The organism is Streptomyces yatensis (assembly GCF_018069625.1).
Taxonomy (GTDB): domain Bacteria; phylum Actinomycetota; class Actinomycetes; order Streptomycetales; family Streptomycetaceae; genus Streptomyces; species Streptomyces yatensis.
This window is the reverse complement of sequence record NZ_CP072941.1, coordinates 5,471,167-5,487,046: the sequence shown is the minus strand read 5'-3', so window position 1 is coordinate 5,487,046 and position 15,880 is coordinate 5,471,167. Positions and strand designations below refer to the sequence as shown.

At 71.0% G+C, this 15,880-nt stretch carries 20 protein-coding genes, 1 tRNA gene and 1 other RNA gene; 1 reads left to right on the top strand and 21 read right to left on the bottom strand.

Features of this window, described 5'->3' with window-relative positions:
• Positions 1–9 precede the first annotated feature (9 nt).
• An RNA gene (gene ffs / locus J8403_RS23035) (signal recognition particle sRNA small type) lies at positions 10–108 on the bottom strand.
• Between the two features lie 73 nt (positions 109–181).
• Here ffs and J8403_RS23030 point away from each other — a divergent pair.
• Positions 182–266: transfer RNA gene (locus tag J8403_RS23030), tRNA-Ser, on the top strand.
• Positions 267–331: 65 nt separating this feature from the next.
• Here J8403_RS23030 and J8403_RS23025 read toward each other — a convergent pair.
• The 20 genes from J8403_RS23025 to J8403_RS22930 form a co-directional block, all read right to left on the bottom strand.
• Positions 332–1,618, bottom strand: a complete 1,287-nt coding sequence (locus J8403_RS23025; protein WP_211124816.1) for a tyrosine-type recombinase/integrase — start codon at positions 1,616–1,618, stop codon at positions 332–334.
• A 79-nt stretch (positions 1,619–1,697) separates the two neighbouring features.
• Complete coding sequence (locus J8403_RS23020; RefSeq protein ID WP_211124815.1) at positions 1,698–1,925, bottom strand: excisionase family DNA-binding protein; 228 nt, start codon at positions 1,923–1,925, stop codon at positions 1,698–1,700.
• A 338-nt stretch (positions 1,926–2,263) separates the two neighbouring features.
• Positions 2,264–3,805: a YfjI family protein gene (locus J8403_RS23015; protein ID WP_211124814.1), complete on the bottom strand. Its 1,542-nt coding sequence runs from the start codon at positions 3,803–3,805 to the stop codon at positions 2,264–2,266.
• Positions 3,802–4,077 (bottom strand): hypothetical protein, encoded by a 276-nt coding sequence (locus tag J8403_RS23010; RefSeq protein WP_211124813.1) that lies wholly within the window; start codon positions 4,075–4,077, stop codon positions 3,802–3,804. The genes J8403_RS23015 and J8403_RS23010 overlap by 4 nt, the downstream gene beginning before the upstream one ends.
• Positions 4,074–4,982 (bottom strand): bifunctional DNA primase/polymerase, encoded by a 909-nt coding sequence (locus J8403_RS23005; protein ID WP_211124812.1) that lies wholly within the window; start codon positions 4,980–4,982, stop codon positions 4,074–4,076. Before J8403_RS23005 ends, J8403_RS23010 begins: the two co-directional genes overlap by 4 nt.
• Positions 4,983–5,099: 117 nt before the next feature.
• On the bottom strand, positions 5,100–5,447 hold the full coding sequence (locus J8403_RS23000) for a hypothetical protein (protein ID WP_211124811.1): 348 nt from the start codon (positions 5,445–5,447) through the stop codon (positions 5,100–5,102).
• 172 nt (positions 5,448–5,619) lie between these two features.
• Positions 5,620–5,922, bottom strand: coding sequence for a hypothetical protein (locus J8403_RS22995; protein ID WP_211124810.1), 303 nt, complete (start codon positions 5,920–5,922; stop codon positions 5,620–5,622).
• A 19-nt stretch (positions 5,923–5,941) separates the two neighbouring features.
• On the bottom strand, positions 5,942–6,262 hold the full coding sequence (locus J8403_RS22990; protein WP_211124809.1) for a hypothetical protein: 321 nt from the start codon (positions 6,260–6,262) through the stop codon (positions 5,942–5,944).
• On the bottom strand, positions 6,259–6,756 hold the full coding sequence (locus J8403_RS22985; RefSeq protein WP_211124808.1) for an AAA family ATPase: 498 nt from the start codon (positions 6,754–6,756) through the stop codon (positions 6,259–6,261). The genes J8403_RS22990 and J8403_RS22985 overlap by 4 nt, the downstream gene beginning before the upstream one ends.
• Before the next feature lie 14 nt (positions 6,757–6,770).
• A complete protein-coding gene (locus tag J8403_RS22980) occupies positions 6,771–7,094 on the bottom strand; it encodes a hypothetical protein (protein ID WP_211124807.1) in 324 nt (107 codons plus the stop codon).
• Positions 7,095–7,138: 44 nt separating this feature from the next.
• Positions 7,139–7,330: a hypothetical protein gene (locus J8403_RS22975; RefSeq protein WP_206332822.1), complete on the bottom strand. Its 192-nt coding sequence runs from the start codon at positions 7,328–7,330 to the stop codon at positions 7,139–7,141.
• Positions 7,331–7,568: 238 nt separating this feature from the next.
• Complete coding sequence (locus J8403_RS22970; protein WP_211124806.1) at positions 7,569–9,923, bottom strand: P-loop NTPase family protein; 2,355 nt, start codon at positions 9,921–9,923, stop codon at positions 7,569–7,571.
• A gap of 79 nt (positions 9,924–10,002) precedes the next feature.
• Positions 10,003–11,703, bottom strand: coding sequence for a hypothetical protein (locus tag J8403_RS22965; RefSeq protein ID WP_211124805.1), 1,701 nt, complete (start codon positions 11,701–11,703; stop codon positions 10,003–10,005).
• Positions 11,704–11,779: 76 nt separating this feature from the next.
• On the bottom strand, positions 11,780–11,983 hold the full coding sequence (locus tag J8403_RS22960) for a hypothetical protein (protein WP_191064343.1): 204 nt from the start codon (positions 11,981–11,983) through the stop codon (positions 11,780–11,782).
• A gap of 57 nt (positions 11,984–12,040) precedes the next feature.
• Positions 12,041–12,376 (bottom strand): RRQRL motif-containing zinc-binding protein, encoded by a 336-nt coding sequence (locus J8403_RS22955; protein WP_206332818.1) that lies wholly within the window; start codon positions 12,374–12,376, stop codon positions 12,041–12,043.
• On the bottom strand, positions 12,373–13,977 hold the full coding sequence (locus tag J8403_RS22950; RefSeq protein WP_206332817.1) for a DUF2637 domain-containing protein: 1,605 nt from the start codon (positions 13,975–13,977) through the stop codon (positions 12,373–12,375). Before J8403_RS22950 ends, J8403_RS22955 begins: the two co-directional genes overlap by 4 nt.
• The gene (locus J8403_RS22945) at positions 13,974–14,465 is read right to left on the bottom strand and encodes a Pycsar system effector family protein (protein ID WP_425508825.1); all 492 of its coding nucleotides are present in this window, start codon (positions 14,463–14,465) and stop codon (positions 13,974–13,976) included. The genes J8403_RS22950 and J8403_RS22945 overlap by 4 nt, the downstream gene beginning before the upstream one ends.
• Positions 14,462–15,121: a GGDEF domain-containing protein gene (locus J8403_RS22940; protein ID WP_206332816.1), complete on the bottom strand. Its 660-nt coding sequence runs from the start codon at positions 15,119–15,121 to the stop codon at positions 14,462–14,464. The genes J8403_RS22945 and J8403_RS22940 overlap by 4 nt, the downstream gene beginning before the upstream one ends.
• Positions 15,118–15,492 (bottom strand): hypothetical protein, encoded by a 375-nt coding sequence (locus J8403_RS22935; RefSeq protein WP_211124804.1) that lies wholly within the window; start codon positions 15,490–15,492, stop codon positions 15,118–15,120. Before J8403_RS22935 ends, J8403_RS22940 begins: the two co-directional genes overlap by 4 nt.
• On the bottom strand, positions 15,489–15,794 hold the full coding sequence (locus J8403_RS22930; protein WP_211124803.1) for a hypothetical protein: 306 nt from the start codon (positions 15,792–15,794) through the stop codon (positions 15,489–15,491). The genes J8403_RS22935 and J8403_RS22930 overlap by 4 nt, the downstream gene beginning before the upstream one ends.
• Positions 15,795–15,880: the final 86 nt, after the last annotated feature.

Sequence of the window (15,880 nt, the reverse complement as noted above, 5' to 3'; positions counted from 1 at the left end):
TCCCCGCAGACGCAAAGCGCCCCTCACGCACCCACCAGAGCCCACTTACCCTTGCTGCCTTCCGGCCCTGGGGGAGTTCGGTGAGATAGCGCCACGTGAGGGGCTGCGCCCCACCATAGCGGATCGAACCCCGTGGGAACGAGTTCGCGAGCACGGCATCCGGTCTTGTATTGTTCTCGGCGGAGGATTCGCCTAGAGGCCTAGGGCGCACGCTTGGAAAGCGTGTTGGGGGCAACCCCTCACGAGTTCGAATCTCGTATCCTCCGCACTCGCCTGAACAGGCAAAACGAGGGGCCCCGCTGGTGATCAGCGGGGCCCCTCGTCGTTGCCCTCAGTGCTCGTTGTCCTGGTTTTTGTCCACAGCGGGCGTTTCCGAGGGCCCCCAGATGGCATCTGCGATCTTCCGGGCCACGTCCTTGAGCATGGCGTCCGGCACGTGGAGGTACCGCGCCCGCATGCTTGCGGACGTGCCCGGCTCCCACCCCATGATCTGATCAATGACGCGGTCCGGGACACCGAGCAGCATGAGCACGGTGGCGGCCGTGTGCCGGGCGTCGTGCAGCCGGGCGTCCCGAACCCCCGCGTCTTCCAGCAGCCGCTTCCAGTCGTGGTAGTCCGTGTTCGGGCTCAGTGGGCCACCGAGCGGCTTGGTGAACACATAGTCCGACTCAACCCACAGGTTCCCGGCCGCCTTGCGCTCGCGCTCTTGCGTCTCGGCGTGTGCGCGGAGCATGGCGACCAGCGGGCCCGGCAGGGGCACGGCGCGCCGGCCCGCTCGGGACTTGGTGTTCTTGGTCTCGCGCCGGACCTGCACCTTGCCGGGGCAGTAGCCCGCCTTCCTGCCGCACGGTGAGGCTTCCGGGCATCCGTGCTCGTACCTGGGGCGCAGACGGTTTCTCCGCAACTTCAGATACTCGTTGCCCAGGTCAACGTCAGACCAGCGCAGTCCGAGCGTCTCGCCCTGTCGCAGTCCGAGCGCCAGCGCCAGCATCCAGCGGGCGCTGTTCCGACGCTTGTTGGCTTCGAGCAGCAGGGCTTGAACCTCTTCCACGGAGTAGGGCTCTACCTCTGTTTCGTCCTCCTCCATCCGTGGCGGCTTCGCCAACGAGGCGGCGTTCTTTGCCGCGTAGCCGCGCCGTACCGCCTCCCCCAGAGCGGTTCGGGCGGTGCGGTGAGCCTGGTGAGCCGTACCAGCCTTGCGCGCCCCCTTGGCCTGCATGCGGCGATACAGACTCTCCAGGTGCTCGGGCTGCAAGCGGTCAAGGCGGTGCTTGCCGACACCGGGCACCAGGTGAACGCGAACGGCGACCTCGTAGCCGTCGTACGTGTTCTCGCTGACGGTCGGCTTGGCGATGTTCTCAACCCAGTGCCAAAGCCACTTCTCGACCGTCCACGGCTTGCCGGGCTGACGCGCCGAACCCGCGTCGCGCTCCTTCTCCAGCCGCCGGACTTCGTCAACCAGTTCGTCGCGCGTCGGGCGCGTCACGTGTCGGCGGTACGGCTCCCCGTTGTCCTTGTAGCCCATCGGCACACGGGCGTGCCAACGGCCGTCTTTCCCGAAGTAGATCGCGGACTCGCCGTTGGCGCGGCGGGTGCCCTTCTTCTTTTCCTCTGCCACAGGCGGGCTCCTTACCGAGGTGCGATGAAAAGCACGGAGGGCTGGCCCCAGGTAGGACCAGCCCTCCGAGGGAGGCGATTCAGGCGCTGCGCTGCTGGGCGCGGCGGCGGGCGACGTATGCGGCGGGCGCGTCCGCGGGGACACGACGGAGACGGCCAACCGGGATGGACTCCAGCTCTCCGGCGCGGATGAGCGCGAAGCATGTGGTCCGGCCGATGCGAAGTCGGCGGGCAGCCTCCTCGACCGTGAGGAGAACCAGGGTCGGATCGTCGGTGGCGGAGGGCGTAAGGGTCCCGTATTCGTCCAAGGGGCACTCCTGTTGAACCAGGTGGGGATGGGCGAACAGGGCGGCGGGCTGTCCTTGGTCGGGGGCCGCTGCCCTGGGATTCGGTGACAGAACTGACAGAACCCTGGTGATAGCGCTCTGACCTGCCGGTTTGGGCTCACAGACGGCTGTGACAGAACTCGCGAAAACTCTGACAGAACCTCCTGGCAGGGGGTTCTGTCACAGACGGCCCATCCGGGTCGGTTGGGTTCTGTCAGAGTTTCCGGAGGTTTTGTCACAGCCGCTGAACCGGCTATTTCCGCAGGTCAGGGGGTGCTGGTCGGGGTTCTGTCAGTTCTGTCGGTCGGTTGGGGGTTGTGTCAGGCGCCTCGGGTGAGGCGGGGGTGGGTGTCGTAGCGGGGGGAGGGTGGCCGGCCGCCGCGTCCGGAGCGCGGGGGCTGGGGCTGCTGGCGGATCCAGCCGTGTTCCTCCAACAGCGCCAGGGCAGGGTCGAGGTCGGCGATGGCGGGGAAGTCGCCACGGGGCAGACCCCGGAAGAGGTCGCGTTTTGTGAAGCCGGTGAGGCGGGCGTCGGTGAGGTGGGTGAGGACCTGGTGGGCTGCTTCCTGGGCGGGGTCGGCGCCCATGGAGTCGAAGACGTGCTGAGCGTGGACGGTGAAGTAGTCCCCGAGGCGGGTGGCGGCGGCCAGCGTCGCGGCCTCGATGGGCCGGGCCCAGCCGTGGTCGGGGTGGGTGGCCAGGTGGAGCAGCCCGGCGATGCGGGCCACGGCTCCATCCCGCTTGCTGGCCCACTTCACGATCCCGGCCAGGGAGCCGCCCTTGCCGATCCTGGACTCGGTGACCTTCTGGTAGGCGAGCATCACCTGGTCCGCCTCGGGGGTGAGGGTGAGGACGGCGGGGTCGGTCCATCCGGCCATGGCCAACGCGAGGCCGCTGAGCCGCTGGGTGTAGGTGTCGGCGACGTGGTCGGGGATGAGGTCGGGCTCAAGGTTGCGGCGGCCGACGAGGGATTCGGGCTGGGCGTACAGGAAGCGGGCGAGCAGCCCGCGGCCGTCCGCGCCCTTGATCTGACCGATGGACTCCAGCACTTCGGGCTGGACTGCCAGGCCCATGGTGACGGCGGGGTGCTCGATGTGCTGGGCGTCGCGGCCCTGCCGGTTGACCCGCACCATGTCCCCGGCATGTCCCTTGAGGAAGACCTCCATGTTGGGGGTGCCGCTGTAGCGTCCGGCGATGATGTCGAAGATGCCGCCCTCCGGAGAGAGGACCGAGATGCGGCCCTCCTGCTCGGCCAGGAGGGTGGCCAGGTTCTCCGGGGTCACGTCGTCGGCGACGAGCTGGGGCTTGCAGGGGACTTTGATGTCCTCGGCGGCCTGGGCGAGTTCGACGGCCTCGGCGGTGAGCTGGTCCCGCAGGCCCGGCTCGGCGTTCGCGGCTTTGGCGGCGGCCTTGTCGGCGGCGGCCTTGGCCAGGCGCGCGGTGGTCTCGGCCTCGGCGCGGGCCGGGCCGGAGAGCTCCACGAGCGTCTTCTCCGCCGCCATCAGCGGTTCGGTCATCAGGGCGAAGACGGCGGACTTGCGGTTGCCGGGGTCGAGGGCGACGGCGGTGTAGAGGTTGACCGGCTCGCGCCAGCGTCCCCGCACGCAGACCGTGGCCCGGCCGCCGGCCGCCGTGGCGATGACGGACAGGGCCAGGCATCCGGCCAGGTCTGCCGGGGTCTGGGTCTCCTCGGCGACGGCGGTGACCATGTCGGCCAGCCAGTCGGGCAGGGCGTCCACGGGGAACGCCGGAAGCGCCCGCTGCGGGGCCAGGGGAACCGGTTCGTCCCACACGGGCCCAGTGACGGCTTCAGCCGCCTGTTCGTCGAAGCCCGCCCACAGATCGGTGTCGGGTGTCGTCATGCGGCGTTCTTCTCTTCCTTCGTGCTGACGGTCGTCTGGTGGGTGCGGGTGCTTCCGCAGAAGCATTTCGAGGTGGCGGTGGGCATGGCCTGCCAGTCCGGCGGTGCGGTGATGTGGAGCCAGGCAACCGGGTACCGGCCGTCGCCCCGCTGCGCGTCAGAGCCACAGGCACAAGGGACGCCCTGACGGGCGGCGTCTTCCGGCGCGCCTATGGCCGTCTCGGACGGGGCCTGTACGGCGTCCTGAGGCGGGTTTCCCGTGCGAGTCGTCATGTGGCCGCTCCCAAGCCGTTGAGGCCATTGGTGACGGCTCGTTCCGCGTATGCCTCGGGTACGCCGACCGAGACGGCGGCGGCGATGATCTGGCCCGCGATGACGTCCAGTCCGCACGGTCCGGGGCACTCGGTGTGCTGGGCTGTCAGGAACCGGGCCACGCCGAATGCCTGCGATCCGGCGCCTGATTCGGTGTGGGAGCGCACCATGTCGAGGCCGCGTTGCAGCCCGGTGCGGATGTACCGCTCGGTGTGCCGGCACCCGGTGGCCACGGTCCGGTCCCACTCGGCGCGGGCCGGAGACGAAGAGACCACGGCGCCGCGGGCGGGGGTGGTCTCTTCCTTGCCCAGCAGGGCACGGACGGTGGACGGCAGGTTGGTCATGGTGCCGTTGCCGGGGCCGAGCCAGCGGGCGTAGGCCATGCGCGACTTGATGTCCACGCCGGGCCGGACCTGGTTGGCCGAGGGCATCGTTCCTCGGTAGATCCAGTGCTCGCCGCGTGTGGTCGGCACGGTCCGGGTGACCGGGAGGGTTTGCCGGGCCCATGCGACGGCAGCGGCGTTGTCCAGGTCCACCACGGTCAGCCCGGCGCCTCCCGGGTGGTAGGCGACGGCGACGGCCTGGCGCCAGGCCGGGGCCCATGCGGGGGAGGTGATCACGATGGGGTCGGTGGTCGCGGCTGCCCAGGCGTGGCAGACGGCGGGGCACTGGCAGGTGCCGGGTGCCTTCATGTTGGGCCGTCCACCGCAGGCGGGTGGGCGGCCTGTGCAAGTGCGGCAGTTCCCGAACGGCACCTTGCCCTGGCGGAGCGGCAGCACCGGCACCCCGGTCTTGGCCAGTTCGAGCCCGGTCCGCAGGAGGTTGTGGGCGGGGTCGTCTCGCCGGATGGGGGTGGGTTGGGCCATGCTTGGGGTTCTCCTGTTCCGTTGTGGATGGGCAGGGGAAGCCGGGGCGGCGGGCTGTCCTTGGTCGGAGGCCGCCGCCCCGGGCGTATCTAGGTGTGGTGTCTCAGGGGTTTCAGGTCAGGAGCGGCGCCAGAGGCGGTCCAGGTCCACGTCGAGGACTGCAAGGTCGGGGTGATCGCGGAGCTGCTGCTCCTGTCGCCAGTCGGCGAGGTCTGCCTTGTGTGCGGCGCGTACCTCGTCGGGACTACAGCCAATGAGGCTGGCGAGGTTTCCCGCGTCGATGTCCGTGAGCCCGTGGTAGCGGTTGGCGGGAGCGGAGCTGGTGGCGGTTTCGGCCGCGAAGCTCCAGCCCGCCTCCGTGAGTTTTTCCAATAGCCAGCGGCGGAACGGGGTGTCCTGATGCCGCCAGGAGGGGTCCCAGTTGTCGTACTCGGGGTCGTCGGGGCCGGGGCCGATGATGGGCATGAGGGGTCCCTTTCCAAAGCGTCAGCGATTGACTTCGAGGTTCGTCAGGACGAGCAGGGGGGCGCAGGAGGCGGGGTGGTGCGGGGAGCCCGGCGCGCAGGATGAGCAGGGGAAGCCGGGGCGGCGGGCTGTCCTTGGGCGGAGGCCGCCTCCCCGGGTTTGAGCAGGGATGTCAGGGCTGGTGCGGGCGGTGTTCGGCTCCGAGGTCAATGAGCCAGGCGGGCCAGTGCTCCGGCCACCCCTGGTAGAACCACTCGGTTTTCCGAGCCGGGCTGTTGAAGCTCCACCTGCCCGGGCGGACCATGCGACGGCGCCCGTAGACCTCGGCACGGATGGGCCAGATCCCGTTGACGGGTTCGGTTGAGTCGAGTTTGTAGATGAAGGTGATGATCTCGGGCGTGATGATCACCCTGTCCCGATAGACGATGTCGGGCTTCTCTTCCACGTGGAGCTTCACGGTCACGGTGTCCGTCACGCGCTTCGGTCCTCTCGGTCTAGAAGGGCGGTTCATCGCTGTAGCCGGGCCGGTTGCGGCGGCGGAAGCGGGTGGTGTCGGCCCATTTCGGCAGCCACAGCGTCACCAGCGGCAGGAAGGGCGCGCAGTGGCAGTCCTCGAAGTCCGGCTCTTCCGGGTCCCAGGCGCTGCGGATCATCACGCTGCCGTCGCCCTCACAGGTGGGGCAGTCGGGATCAGGCAGCCGGTGAAGGCCGACCATGGGCCGGGGGCCGATGGGGCGTTTACCGATCGGGTGGGAGAACCACGCCGCGTGGTACACGATCTCCAGCCGTCGGCGGGCCAGGATGCGGCTGATCATGAGGTCCGCCCTAGGTGTGCCGGGGTCTGTGCGAGGCTGACGGTGCGGATGTTGGTGAATCCTTCGGTAGCCAGCTGCTCGGCTGTGGGGGTCATCTGGTGCAGCTCGTGCACCACGTCCTGCGGGACCTGGCGGGTGCGGGCGGTGTTGCGTGCCTGGCAGATGGCCAGCGGCAGTTCGAAGAGGATGGCCACGGCGGGGCGCTGGTAGTAGCGGGCGCGGGCGAGGAGCCCGGCGCGGACGTGGGGCAGCACGTTGGTGCTGTCCACGACGGTGGTCAGCCCGCGTGCGAGCCGGGCTTCCAGCAGGAGGTTCTGGATCTGGGCTGCCGTGGGTGTGGCCGACTGGTCGGCAGCGTCGTCGGTCGCCATCTGGCGGAAGTCGTCCAGGCACAGACGGCCGGTGGGGAAGTGACGGCGGGCGTAGGTGGACTTGCCCGCTCCAGGCGGGCCGACCAGGACAATGAGACTTCCCGGGGCATACGGAGCTTCCACGTGGTGGGCTTTCCTCACTTCTTGGACTGGACGAGCTTGAGGGTGATACCGCCGACTCCGAGGGGTCCGGCGACGGCCCCGGCAATAGCCGTTGCGGTGTGGGCGGCGACGTCCATCAGCCAGCACAGGGCGGCGGCCAGCCCCCAGCCCCCGGCGACGACCGCCCCGGCGATCGCGAACGGGATCAGCACGCGCCGCCACGGGAAGCCGCTCGGGTCGGTGCCGTTGACGACGATGACGACCGGCTGTCCGGTGGCCTGTGCGCGCTGGTAGACGTCGGCGGGTATGTGCGGGGCGAGGTCGCCCGGGATCGTGTGGTGTGGGTCGGGCTGCTGCACGGATGCCTCCTGGGCGGTTCAGTGCGGGCGGTGGCGGTGGCGTGTCAGCCGATGCGGCCCAGGGACTCCGCGAGGGACTGCAAGGCGTCGTTGATCGTGGGGGCGGCGCCGGTCGAGGCGAGGCAGAAACCGAAGAGCGCGGCGATGGTGGCACCGCCAGCACCGAGGGCGCGGTTGCGGAGCATGAGGCCCAGGAGAGCTCCGAGGAGGAGGACGGTGGACATGGAGACGATCACGGCAGCTCCTTACTGAACGTGACAAGTGAGGTTGTGCGGGTGTGGGGGTCCCACGGTTGTTGTGGAAGGGGGTTGAAGCCGCCTGAATCCGTCTGAGGGGCGGATTCGTGGGTGGCTGTGTGGGACTCCCACAGCCCCCACATGCAGGTCACAGGCCCCCACAGGGTGTGGGACCCCCACAGGGCCTGTGGGGGCCGTTGTGGGGGGCGTGGGAGTCGGCGTGTGGGAGGGGTACCGGTTACCGTGCGTCGCGGTAGCGGCGGATGGCTTCGGCGAGGGTCTCGGCGAGGTAGCCGGTACGCGGCTCGCTCTTGCCGACGCGCACGGTGCCTTTGCCGGGCCGCTCGACGCCCACCGCGCGCAGGATGCGGCCGAGCTCGGTGCCCAGTTCGGTGGCGGCGAGGCCGAGTTGCTCGGCGAGGTCGGCGGTGTGCATCCGCCCGCCCGCGGCCCTCACCGCGTCGTACGCGCGCTGGAGCAGCGGCGGTACGCGCTCGGACCCGTCGCCATCCTCGGTGGTGTCGCTGTTCTCCTGGGGGTTGGTGCGGCTGTAGGAGAGGTTGAGGCCGCGGGGCCGCTGCCGGTCGGTGCGGCGGGTGCGGTCGGGTTCCTCGGTGGTGCCGTAGGTCTGATCGATCTCGGCGAGGAACCGGGCAGCGAGCTCATCCGGGTCCTCCCCCTGGCCCTGGCGCTGGTAGGACAGGTTCAGCGACCTGTGCCGACGCCCGCTGTCGTCACCGGCCCCGGACGGTTCGGGCTTGTCCAGGACAGCGGTCGTCGTTCCGGCCGCGCCGGGCGCCTGATCGTCATCGGTCTCGCCGTTCCTGACGGCCTCGGCGGCCGTGGCCAGCCAGCCTGCCCGCGCCTGGCTCCACCGCTCACGGTAGTCCTCACCGGCCGCCTCGACCGAGACCTGATCGAGGGTGGGGCGGCGGTCGTTGGTGGCGAGGACCACGCGGCGCACCATGGACGGGAGGGACTTCCAGCCCTTGAATTCGGTGGGGGCGAAGCCGTTGGCGCCGCTGTCGCCGATGATGCCGGCGCCCTTCTCGTTGAGCTGGTTGCTGTCGATGCGCACCTTGGGGAAGAGCTTGCCAACGTTGTGGCCGGAGTTCTCGCCGGAGGTCAGCGCGATGGACAGCGGGGAGAACCGCTTGACCACGGTGTCGCCGATCGTGTTGAGGTTGCCGTCCACGGCGGTGAGCACCTTGCGGAGGCCCATCGCGCGGGTGGTGCGCATGACTTCCTTGATGAGTTCGGCCAGCTCCCGTTTCTCCGGCTCGCGCCGGTTGTTGGCGTGCGCCAGCGCCTCGGCACCCTCATCGATGACGATCTCGATCTGCGGCAACTCGGGCGAGATGGGCAGCAGGGTGGTGTCCTGCTGCCGCATCAGCTTCTGATACCGCAGCTGACGGGCCTTGTTGATGCGCAGCGCGCCCTTGAGCATCCGGATCGCTTCCTTCGGCGTGGCCGCGAGCCAGTCCACCCCGGGCCGGGTGCCGGCCGGGGCGGGGTTGTCCGGGTCGTCCGGCTCGATGAGCCCTTGTGCTTCCAGCCAGGGCGTGACCCAGGGGATGCCGATGGCGCCCTGTTTGAGGTCGATGACCCAGGTGAGGACGTCGGTGCAGCGGGCGAATCCGGCGAGGATGACGTCCATGAACGTGGACTTGCCCGAGCCGGGCGGGCCGAGCAGCAGCGCGCACGCCTCCCGGAGGAAGACCCGGATTTCCTCCCCGTTCGGGCGCAGGCACCAGGGGATCCCGGTGAGGATCGACAGGGGGCTGTAGTCCTCGGGGTAGAGCTTCTCTTCCCGCATGATGTTCTTGGTCATCACGTCGAAGACGACCAGCCCTTGTGCGGCGCCTTCCTCGACGTGGACGGTGCACCCGAGCGGCAGGCGGGCGTCGGCGGCCAGGGCGCGGGAGCGGGAGCTGATGCGGTCCCAGGTCACCCCGCCGCCGGGCAGCTCGGCCTCGACGGAGAATCCGGCGCCGGTCTCCCAGAACTCCACCGCCACGACCTTCACGTCCGCCATGCAGACCCGGCGGACGCGGTCCTGCCACTCAGCGGCGATCACGCGACGGCGGCCATCCATCTCAGCAGCGGCGGCCCGCGCCTCGGCGGTGAACCGCTCCTCTTCGGCGACTTCTTCCCAGGCGGCGGTGTGGGAGGCGGCCGCCCCGATGCCCACCCCGAGCGCGGCCAGTGATCCGGCCGCCGCCCAGGACAGCGGCCCGTGGGCCATGGCCCAGGTGGTCCAGCCTCCGGCCACGAGCCAGGACGCGGCACGGGCGACGGCGGTGCGGAGGGTGAGTTTGCGGCGGACGCTGTGGCCGATGCCGTGGCCCACGGCTCCGGCGGCGCCGATCAGCAGCGGCCAGCCCTCGGGCATCCCGGTCGCGGTGCCCAGCAGCGCGGCCGCCGCCGCGCCGGTCGTCGCGGACAGGGCTCCGGTGATGGGGCCGTGGCTGCGGGCCCAGTCCAGCGGCGGCAGCGTGCTGCTGGCGCCGGGGGTCTTGGTCTTCTTGGTGCTGTTGAGGTTGAGTTTCTTCGGGCTGCGGGGTTCTCGGCTCATCGTTTCCTGCGTCGTCATGTCCGGCTCCAGACGGGGAAAGAGGTCGGGCCCGCACACCGGGGGGTGTGCGGGCCCGTGCGGAGTAGCGGCGAGGGCTCTACTGGTTATTGGTGGTGTCCCAGCCCTCTTCGGCGTTGTTGCGGGGCTCCTCGTGGCGCCGGATGTCCTGCTCGTGGACCACGCGGAAGGTTGTGAACGCGTCCTCGGCCTCATCGATGGCCAGTTGCAGCGCCTGGTAGATCGCGTCCAGGGAGGTGCCGACTTCCGGCTCCAGCGGGAATTCCTCGTCCGACTTCTGGGCGAGGATGGCGAAGGTGTTCGCCACGCTCGCCAGCGCTTCGGGGAAGCCCTTGATGGTGTCGTGGACGTGCATCATGCCGTCCGGGTCGTAGTTCTTCGCCGCGGATTCCATCTCGGATGCCGACTCGTTGAACAGGAAGCCGGGCCCGGCGGTGGTGGACATGGTGGTGGAACCTCCTGTGCTGGTGCCTGCGTAGGCGTGGTGGCTGCGGGGAGCGCGCCGGACCCTGGAGCCGATCGGCTCCTCGTCCTCGGCAGCGGCGGCGTTGTCGAGCGTGGCCTTGTACTCGGCGCGGATGGTGATGTCGCGGTCTTCCCGGGTCCGCCGCGCTGCGGCGGCCAACCGGGCGTACACGCGCTGCCCGGGCCACATCAGCCAGCGCCAGCCGAGCCGGACCCCGATCGGGTGGGTGATCATCCCGAGGGCGAAGAACGGCACACTGATCGCGGCAGCCAGCACTTTGCGGCCGTAGCAGCGCAGCGCGGAGGCGGTCAGCCGCCGCCACAACCGCCACCGGGCCCACGCCCGTTTCCGCAGCTCCCGCATCCCCGCCAGCCGCCGCGCGGTGCGCTCATCCTTGGCCGTGCGGACGCGTGAGCGCATCCGGCGCATGGCCTGCCGCATCCGCTCCCGAGCCGAACCCACCAGGCCCCTGATGCCCCCGCCCCTGGCACGCGGGGCGCGGCCACCGGCCGCCTTGGACCTCGGGGATTTGGACAAGCCCAACCCCTTGCCTCCCGACCCCCGGCCGCTGGAGCCTTTGCTCCTGGTTGCCCGCTTCTCGGCCTTCCGGGCGGCCTTGGCTGCGCGGCGAGCGTCGCTGAGGTTCCGCCGGTCGGCGGTGTCCTGACGGCGCCGCTCAGCACGCGTGGGGGCGGCCGCCTGACGGTCCGCACGGGCCGCCTTGACCGCGCCGAACGCGCCCTTGACGCCCCTGGGGCTGCGGCCAGCCTCGGCCGCCCGGAGCTTGGCCGCCTGACCTGCCGCGCGCAGCGACCTGGCCCCACTGGGGTTCGCACTGCCCGGGGCCGCATGGGAGCCTCGGCCCCGGGGCGTGCCTCCGGCTCGGCCAGTACCGCCGTGACCCGTGCTGGAGCCGTGCCGGGCACGGCGGCCGTTCGATCCGAAGCCGGTACGACCGGCGCGGGGGCCGGTCTTCCCACCTCCGGGGTGCCTGCCAGCACGGTTGGCGTGCTGCTTGGCCGTGGCCCGGCGGCGCAGTGCTGCGGCACCGGCTGCGGTCGCGGCGATGCCGGCGGCCGCCAGACCCGTGATGGGGGCTCCGGCGGTCAGGACGGAGGCGGATACGGCGGCAACGGTGCTGTTGGCGCCGATGACCGTCAGCGGAACAGCAGGAAGGCCGCCCGGCGTATGTGCCAGCCCACCACCCGGAACCTCCGGCTCGGCCGCCGGGGCGTGGTCGGGTGCGGATGGTGCGTCGGGGATCTGTTCGTCATCGGTCGCGGTCTCGTCGGCGGTCAGGATGGTGTCGGACACTGGTCACACTCCTTTCCAGGAGCAAGGAGGGCGGCCCCGGCCGGGCCTGGACAGCGGGCCGGGGCCGCCTGGTGCGTCACTTGGACTTGTTGAGGTAGGCCGCCAGGGCCAGGAGCGCGGTGGCCAGCTGCGTTTCGGTGGTCAGCGTGGCGGGGTCGTGGCTCTGGTGGGCGATCTGCGCGTTCTGGATGTGGTCGTACGCCTGGGCGGCCAGCTCATCCGGTTGCAGACGCTTCAGCTCACGGACGGAGGTACGGCCGGAGAACAGCCGAGCAATCACCGTGGGTCCTTCCTGTCATCAGGGCTGGTGGGGAACTGGGAATCGGGTGGCTGTGGGTCAGGCAGCTAGGCCGAGCGAATGCGCGCAGTTCACGCACGTTCCGAGTGAGGGCGGGATGACGTATCCGGCGTCGCGTCGGCAGGCGGGGCAGGTGCGGCGGGCGGTGTTCGCCTTGGCCAGCGCTGCCCACTTCGCCGGGGTCATGGGCCGGACGGGCTTGGCCCGGTCGATGCGGTACAGGTATGCGACCAGCGGCCCGCGCGTGCGGCGGGGCCGCTGGAGCTCCGCGACGACGTCCTGGCCGCCGGGGCGCAGGTTCATCGCGCGCAGCTGGCGGCGCGTGGCCAGCCCGTCCGGCGCCAGATGCCACCGGTAGACCGGCAGGGCCGTCATGAGCGATCGGTGCCGTTGACACCGGTCAGAGCGCGCGGCTGGCGCGCGGTGAGCTGCGCGGCGCGCGCGGCACGAAAGTCACGCAGCCAGTTCCGCGCGTTCCCCGGATCCACCGAGCACCGCTCGGCCAGCTCCCCGGCGCTCGGCTCGGCCCCGTTCCCGGAGGTGACCTTGGTTTGGTAGAGCTGCCATCCGGCTTGCTTGGCCTCGGACTTGAACACCGGGTCCGGATCGCCGCTGGAGTGCTCGGCCACGTCCCCCAGCAGCCGGTCCCGCAGTGTGGCGGCTTCCTCGATTTGGTCTCTGACCTGCCGCAACGCGGTCTGCGCCTGGCTATAGGCCCGCTGGAACGCGTCGGTCTCGGCGGTGAGCCGCTTCAGGTGCTGCTGCTCATCCTCGACGGTGGTGCGGATGCGGTCGGCTTCCTGCTGCGCGGTAGTGATCAGGTCATCCGCGCGCTTCCGCGCGGCCTGCTCGGCCTGCCGCGCGTCCTCCGCGCGCTGCCGCGCAGCCTCCACCTCACCATCCACACCCTGCCGCTGCTCAAGCAGCGCGGCGTGCTCCTCACGGACCGATTCAAGGTCTCGCTGCGCGGTACGCAGGGCCTCTTCCGCGCGCTCCCGCGCGGCTTCGGCTTCCTGCCGCGCGGCATCCGCGCGCGAGGACTCCAACCGCTCCGCAGCCGGGGTGACCGCCAGATCCTCGATCAGCGCCAGCACCGCCGGGGCGTCCGCATAGTCCAGGCGAGCCACCTCATCCGCGCGGGTGAGCGCGGCCAGACGGCGCACCAAGGCCAGCGACTGGCCGGTGTCGGTGGCGACATCGGCACGATCCAGCGCCTTCTGCGCCCGGCGCCGCAACCCCCGCAACCGGCGCCGCGCCCACCGGGAGCTCCCCTTGACTGGCCCGGTTTCCAGAGCCAGACGGAGCCGGTAGACGCGGTGCGCGGCCCGCTGCGCCAACGCGGCGCGAGCGACACTGGAGGAGGAAGTGCGGGCGTCCAGGCCCAGCAGCGCGAACAGTCCGGCCCATGCGTGCTGCCACAGCAGCACCACCAGCCGGACCGGGCCCGGCCGCCCACCCGTCTCGTCCTGGTCGGGGCGCTCCTGGTGCAGCTTGCTGCGCAGTTGCAGCTCGATCAGCCAGGCGGCCAGGCCGGGGATGGCGGCCAGGACCGGGCGGGCCCACCAGTTCGGGGCGTGGACGGCGTTCATCGCGGCCGAGAAGGACACCAGCAGCCACGCGGTGCGGTGCATCAGCCGCAACTCCGGCGTCCACCCCACCTCCGGATCAGCCGCCCGGTACATCATCACCAGCAGCGTCATCTCCGCCGCATCGAACACCGCGATGAACGCCACCGCCAGCAATGCCGGCAGTCCAGCAGTGCCGGTGGCGAACCCCCACAGACCGTGGACGGAGACCGCGACGCCGCCGAGGGCCACGACGGCCTGAGGGCCGATGCCAGACAGCCACGCCGACTGCCGCAACCGCCCCACCGCCCACGCCGCGAGCGCGAGCACCAGGACGGCGGCAGCCAGCGGAGCGGCCCACGACAGCCAGCCCGGAGCGGCCGGGAACAGCTCAAACATCCAGGAGGTCATCGGACACCTCCCACCAGGGCCAGCGCGGCCGCGACCAGCGCGGCGGCGGTGAACGCGGCACCGGCGGCGCGGGTGAGGTCCACCGCGCGCTGAAGCCGGGCAAACTTGCCCACCGCCAGCCGGGACAGACGGCCCACATGCTCGCCCAGGTCATCGGCGAGCAGTGCCGCGCGCAGCTGCTCGGCGGGCAGCGTCGCCCACAGCGGGAAACCCTTCGGCCGGGCGCCACCGAGGTTGGGGCGGACCGCGGCCAGCAGTACGGCGACCGAGGCCACCAGCAGCACGACGCCCACGGCGCCGATGGCCAGTGCCGCCGGGGGGAGGGGCAGGCTGGTGGCGACGGTCCACACCCCGGCCAGCAGGGCGCCGTTGAAAGCCAGCAGCAGCGACGCCTTGCTGTCCGTGCGGCCGATCTCCGTCTTCACCTCCGCGTGCGCGGCCGCCAGCACGGCATCGGCCCCCGGGGCTGTCATCGTCTCCGGGGTCACTGCGCACCTCCTTCGGCATCGAGGTCGGTGCCACGGCGGCCGTCGCGACGGCCGTTGACGGTCCGGTACGAGGGGTTGAGGGTGTGGGTGATGGACCAGCCGCCGCCGGTCTGCTTGACCCCGTACATGGCCTCATCCGCCACCCGCAGCGCCGCCGACAGATCGACAGCGGGGCGGTGGGTGTGGAGGTAGGCGCCGATGGAGGCACCCAGGGGCAGCAGCAGTCCGTCGTAGGTGACCGGGGAGCACAGCCACTGGTGCAGGTGAACCAGCTCCCCGCGCAAGGCGTCGGGGTCGGAGCAGCGGATGACAGCGGCGAACTCGTCCCCGCCCAGCCGTGCCACGGTGCCCAGGGGCTCGGCCCACTGGGCCAGGCGCCGGCCGGTCTCGCGGATCGCGGTGTCCCCGGCCGCATGCCCATGGACGTCGTTGACCTGCTTGAAGCCATCCAGGTCAATCACCAGGGTCGCCACGACATCCCGCCGCGCCTTGCGGAGTATCCGGGCGGCGCTTTTCTCGAACGCTGTCCGGCGGGGCAGGCCGGTGAGGTCGTCGCGTTCGGCGCGGTCGATCAGATGGTGCTGCCAGAGTCCGTGGACGGTCCATCCGGCGGCCAGCGGGGCGGCGGCGGACAGGGCGGTGAGGGTGTGGCTCATGACCGGCCCCTGTTCTCGCGCCAGGCGGCGGTCTCGGCGTCATCCAGGATGTGGCAATGCCACACCCGCACCAAGGTCCCGTCGATGGTGACTTCGGCGGCGGTGTGGCGGAACACGGGCCCGTATCCGGGGTCGCTGGTGTTCGTGGTGGTCTCGGCGCCCAGCCGCTCGGCCCAGGCGCGCACGCCGTCGGCGGTGTGCGGGTTCAGGCGGATCTCGCTGTCGAACCGCAGGCGCGCCCCCTTCAGCGGAAGGTCGGCGTGGCGGGCCAGGAGTTCCCGGGCCGCCTGGCCGGTACGGAGCAGGGTCTGTTCGTCGGCGGCGATCATCTCCAGTAGCGACTGATCGACTCCGGTGGTGGTCGCGCTCACGCTGCCACCGCCTTCGACGCGGTCGCGGTACGGCCCGTGCTGCGGGCCGGGCGCGGGAGGCGGCCGGTGCTGTGGAACAGCACCGGGGCGTGGGCTTCGATGGCCTCGGCGGCGATCCGGCTGACGCTGTCGATCAGCTCGGGGTCGTCGGCGAGGATGTCGCGGGCCGCGTCGAGACGGGCCGCGCGCTCCTCGGCGCTCTCTCCCTTCTCGCCGAGCCACAGCTCGAGCGGGGTGCCGAGGGCGAGTTCAAGGTAATCGGTGTCGGTGGCCACCTCGTGGTGGCCGATGAAGCTCTTCATGGGGAAGCTCCGAAGTCTCGGATGGGCAGAGGGAAGCCGGGGCGGCGGGCTGTCGTTGGCCGGAGGCCGCCGCCCCGGAGCACCGC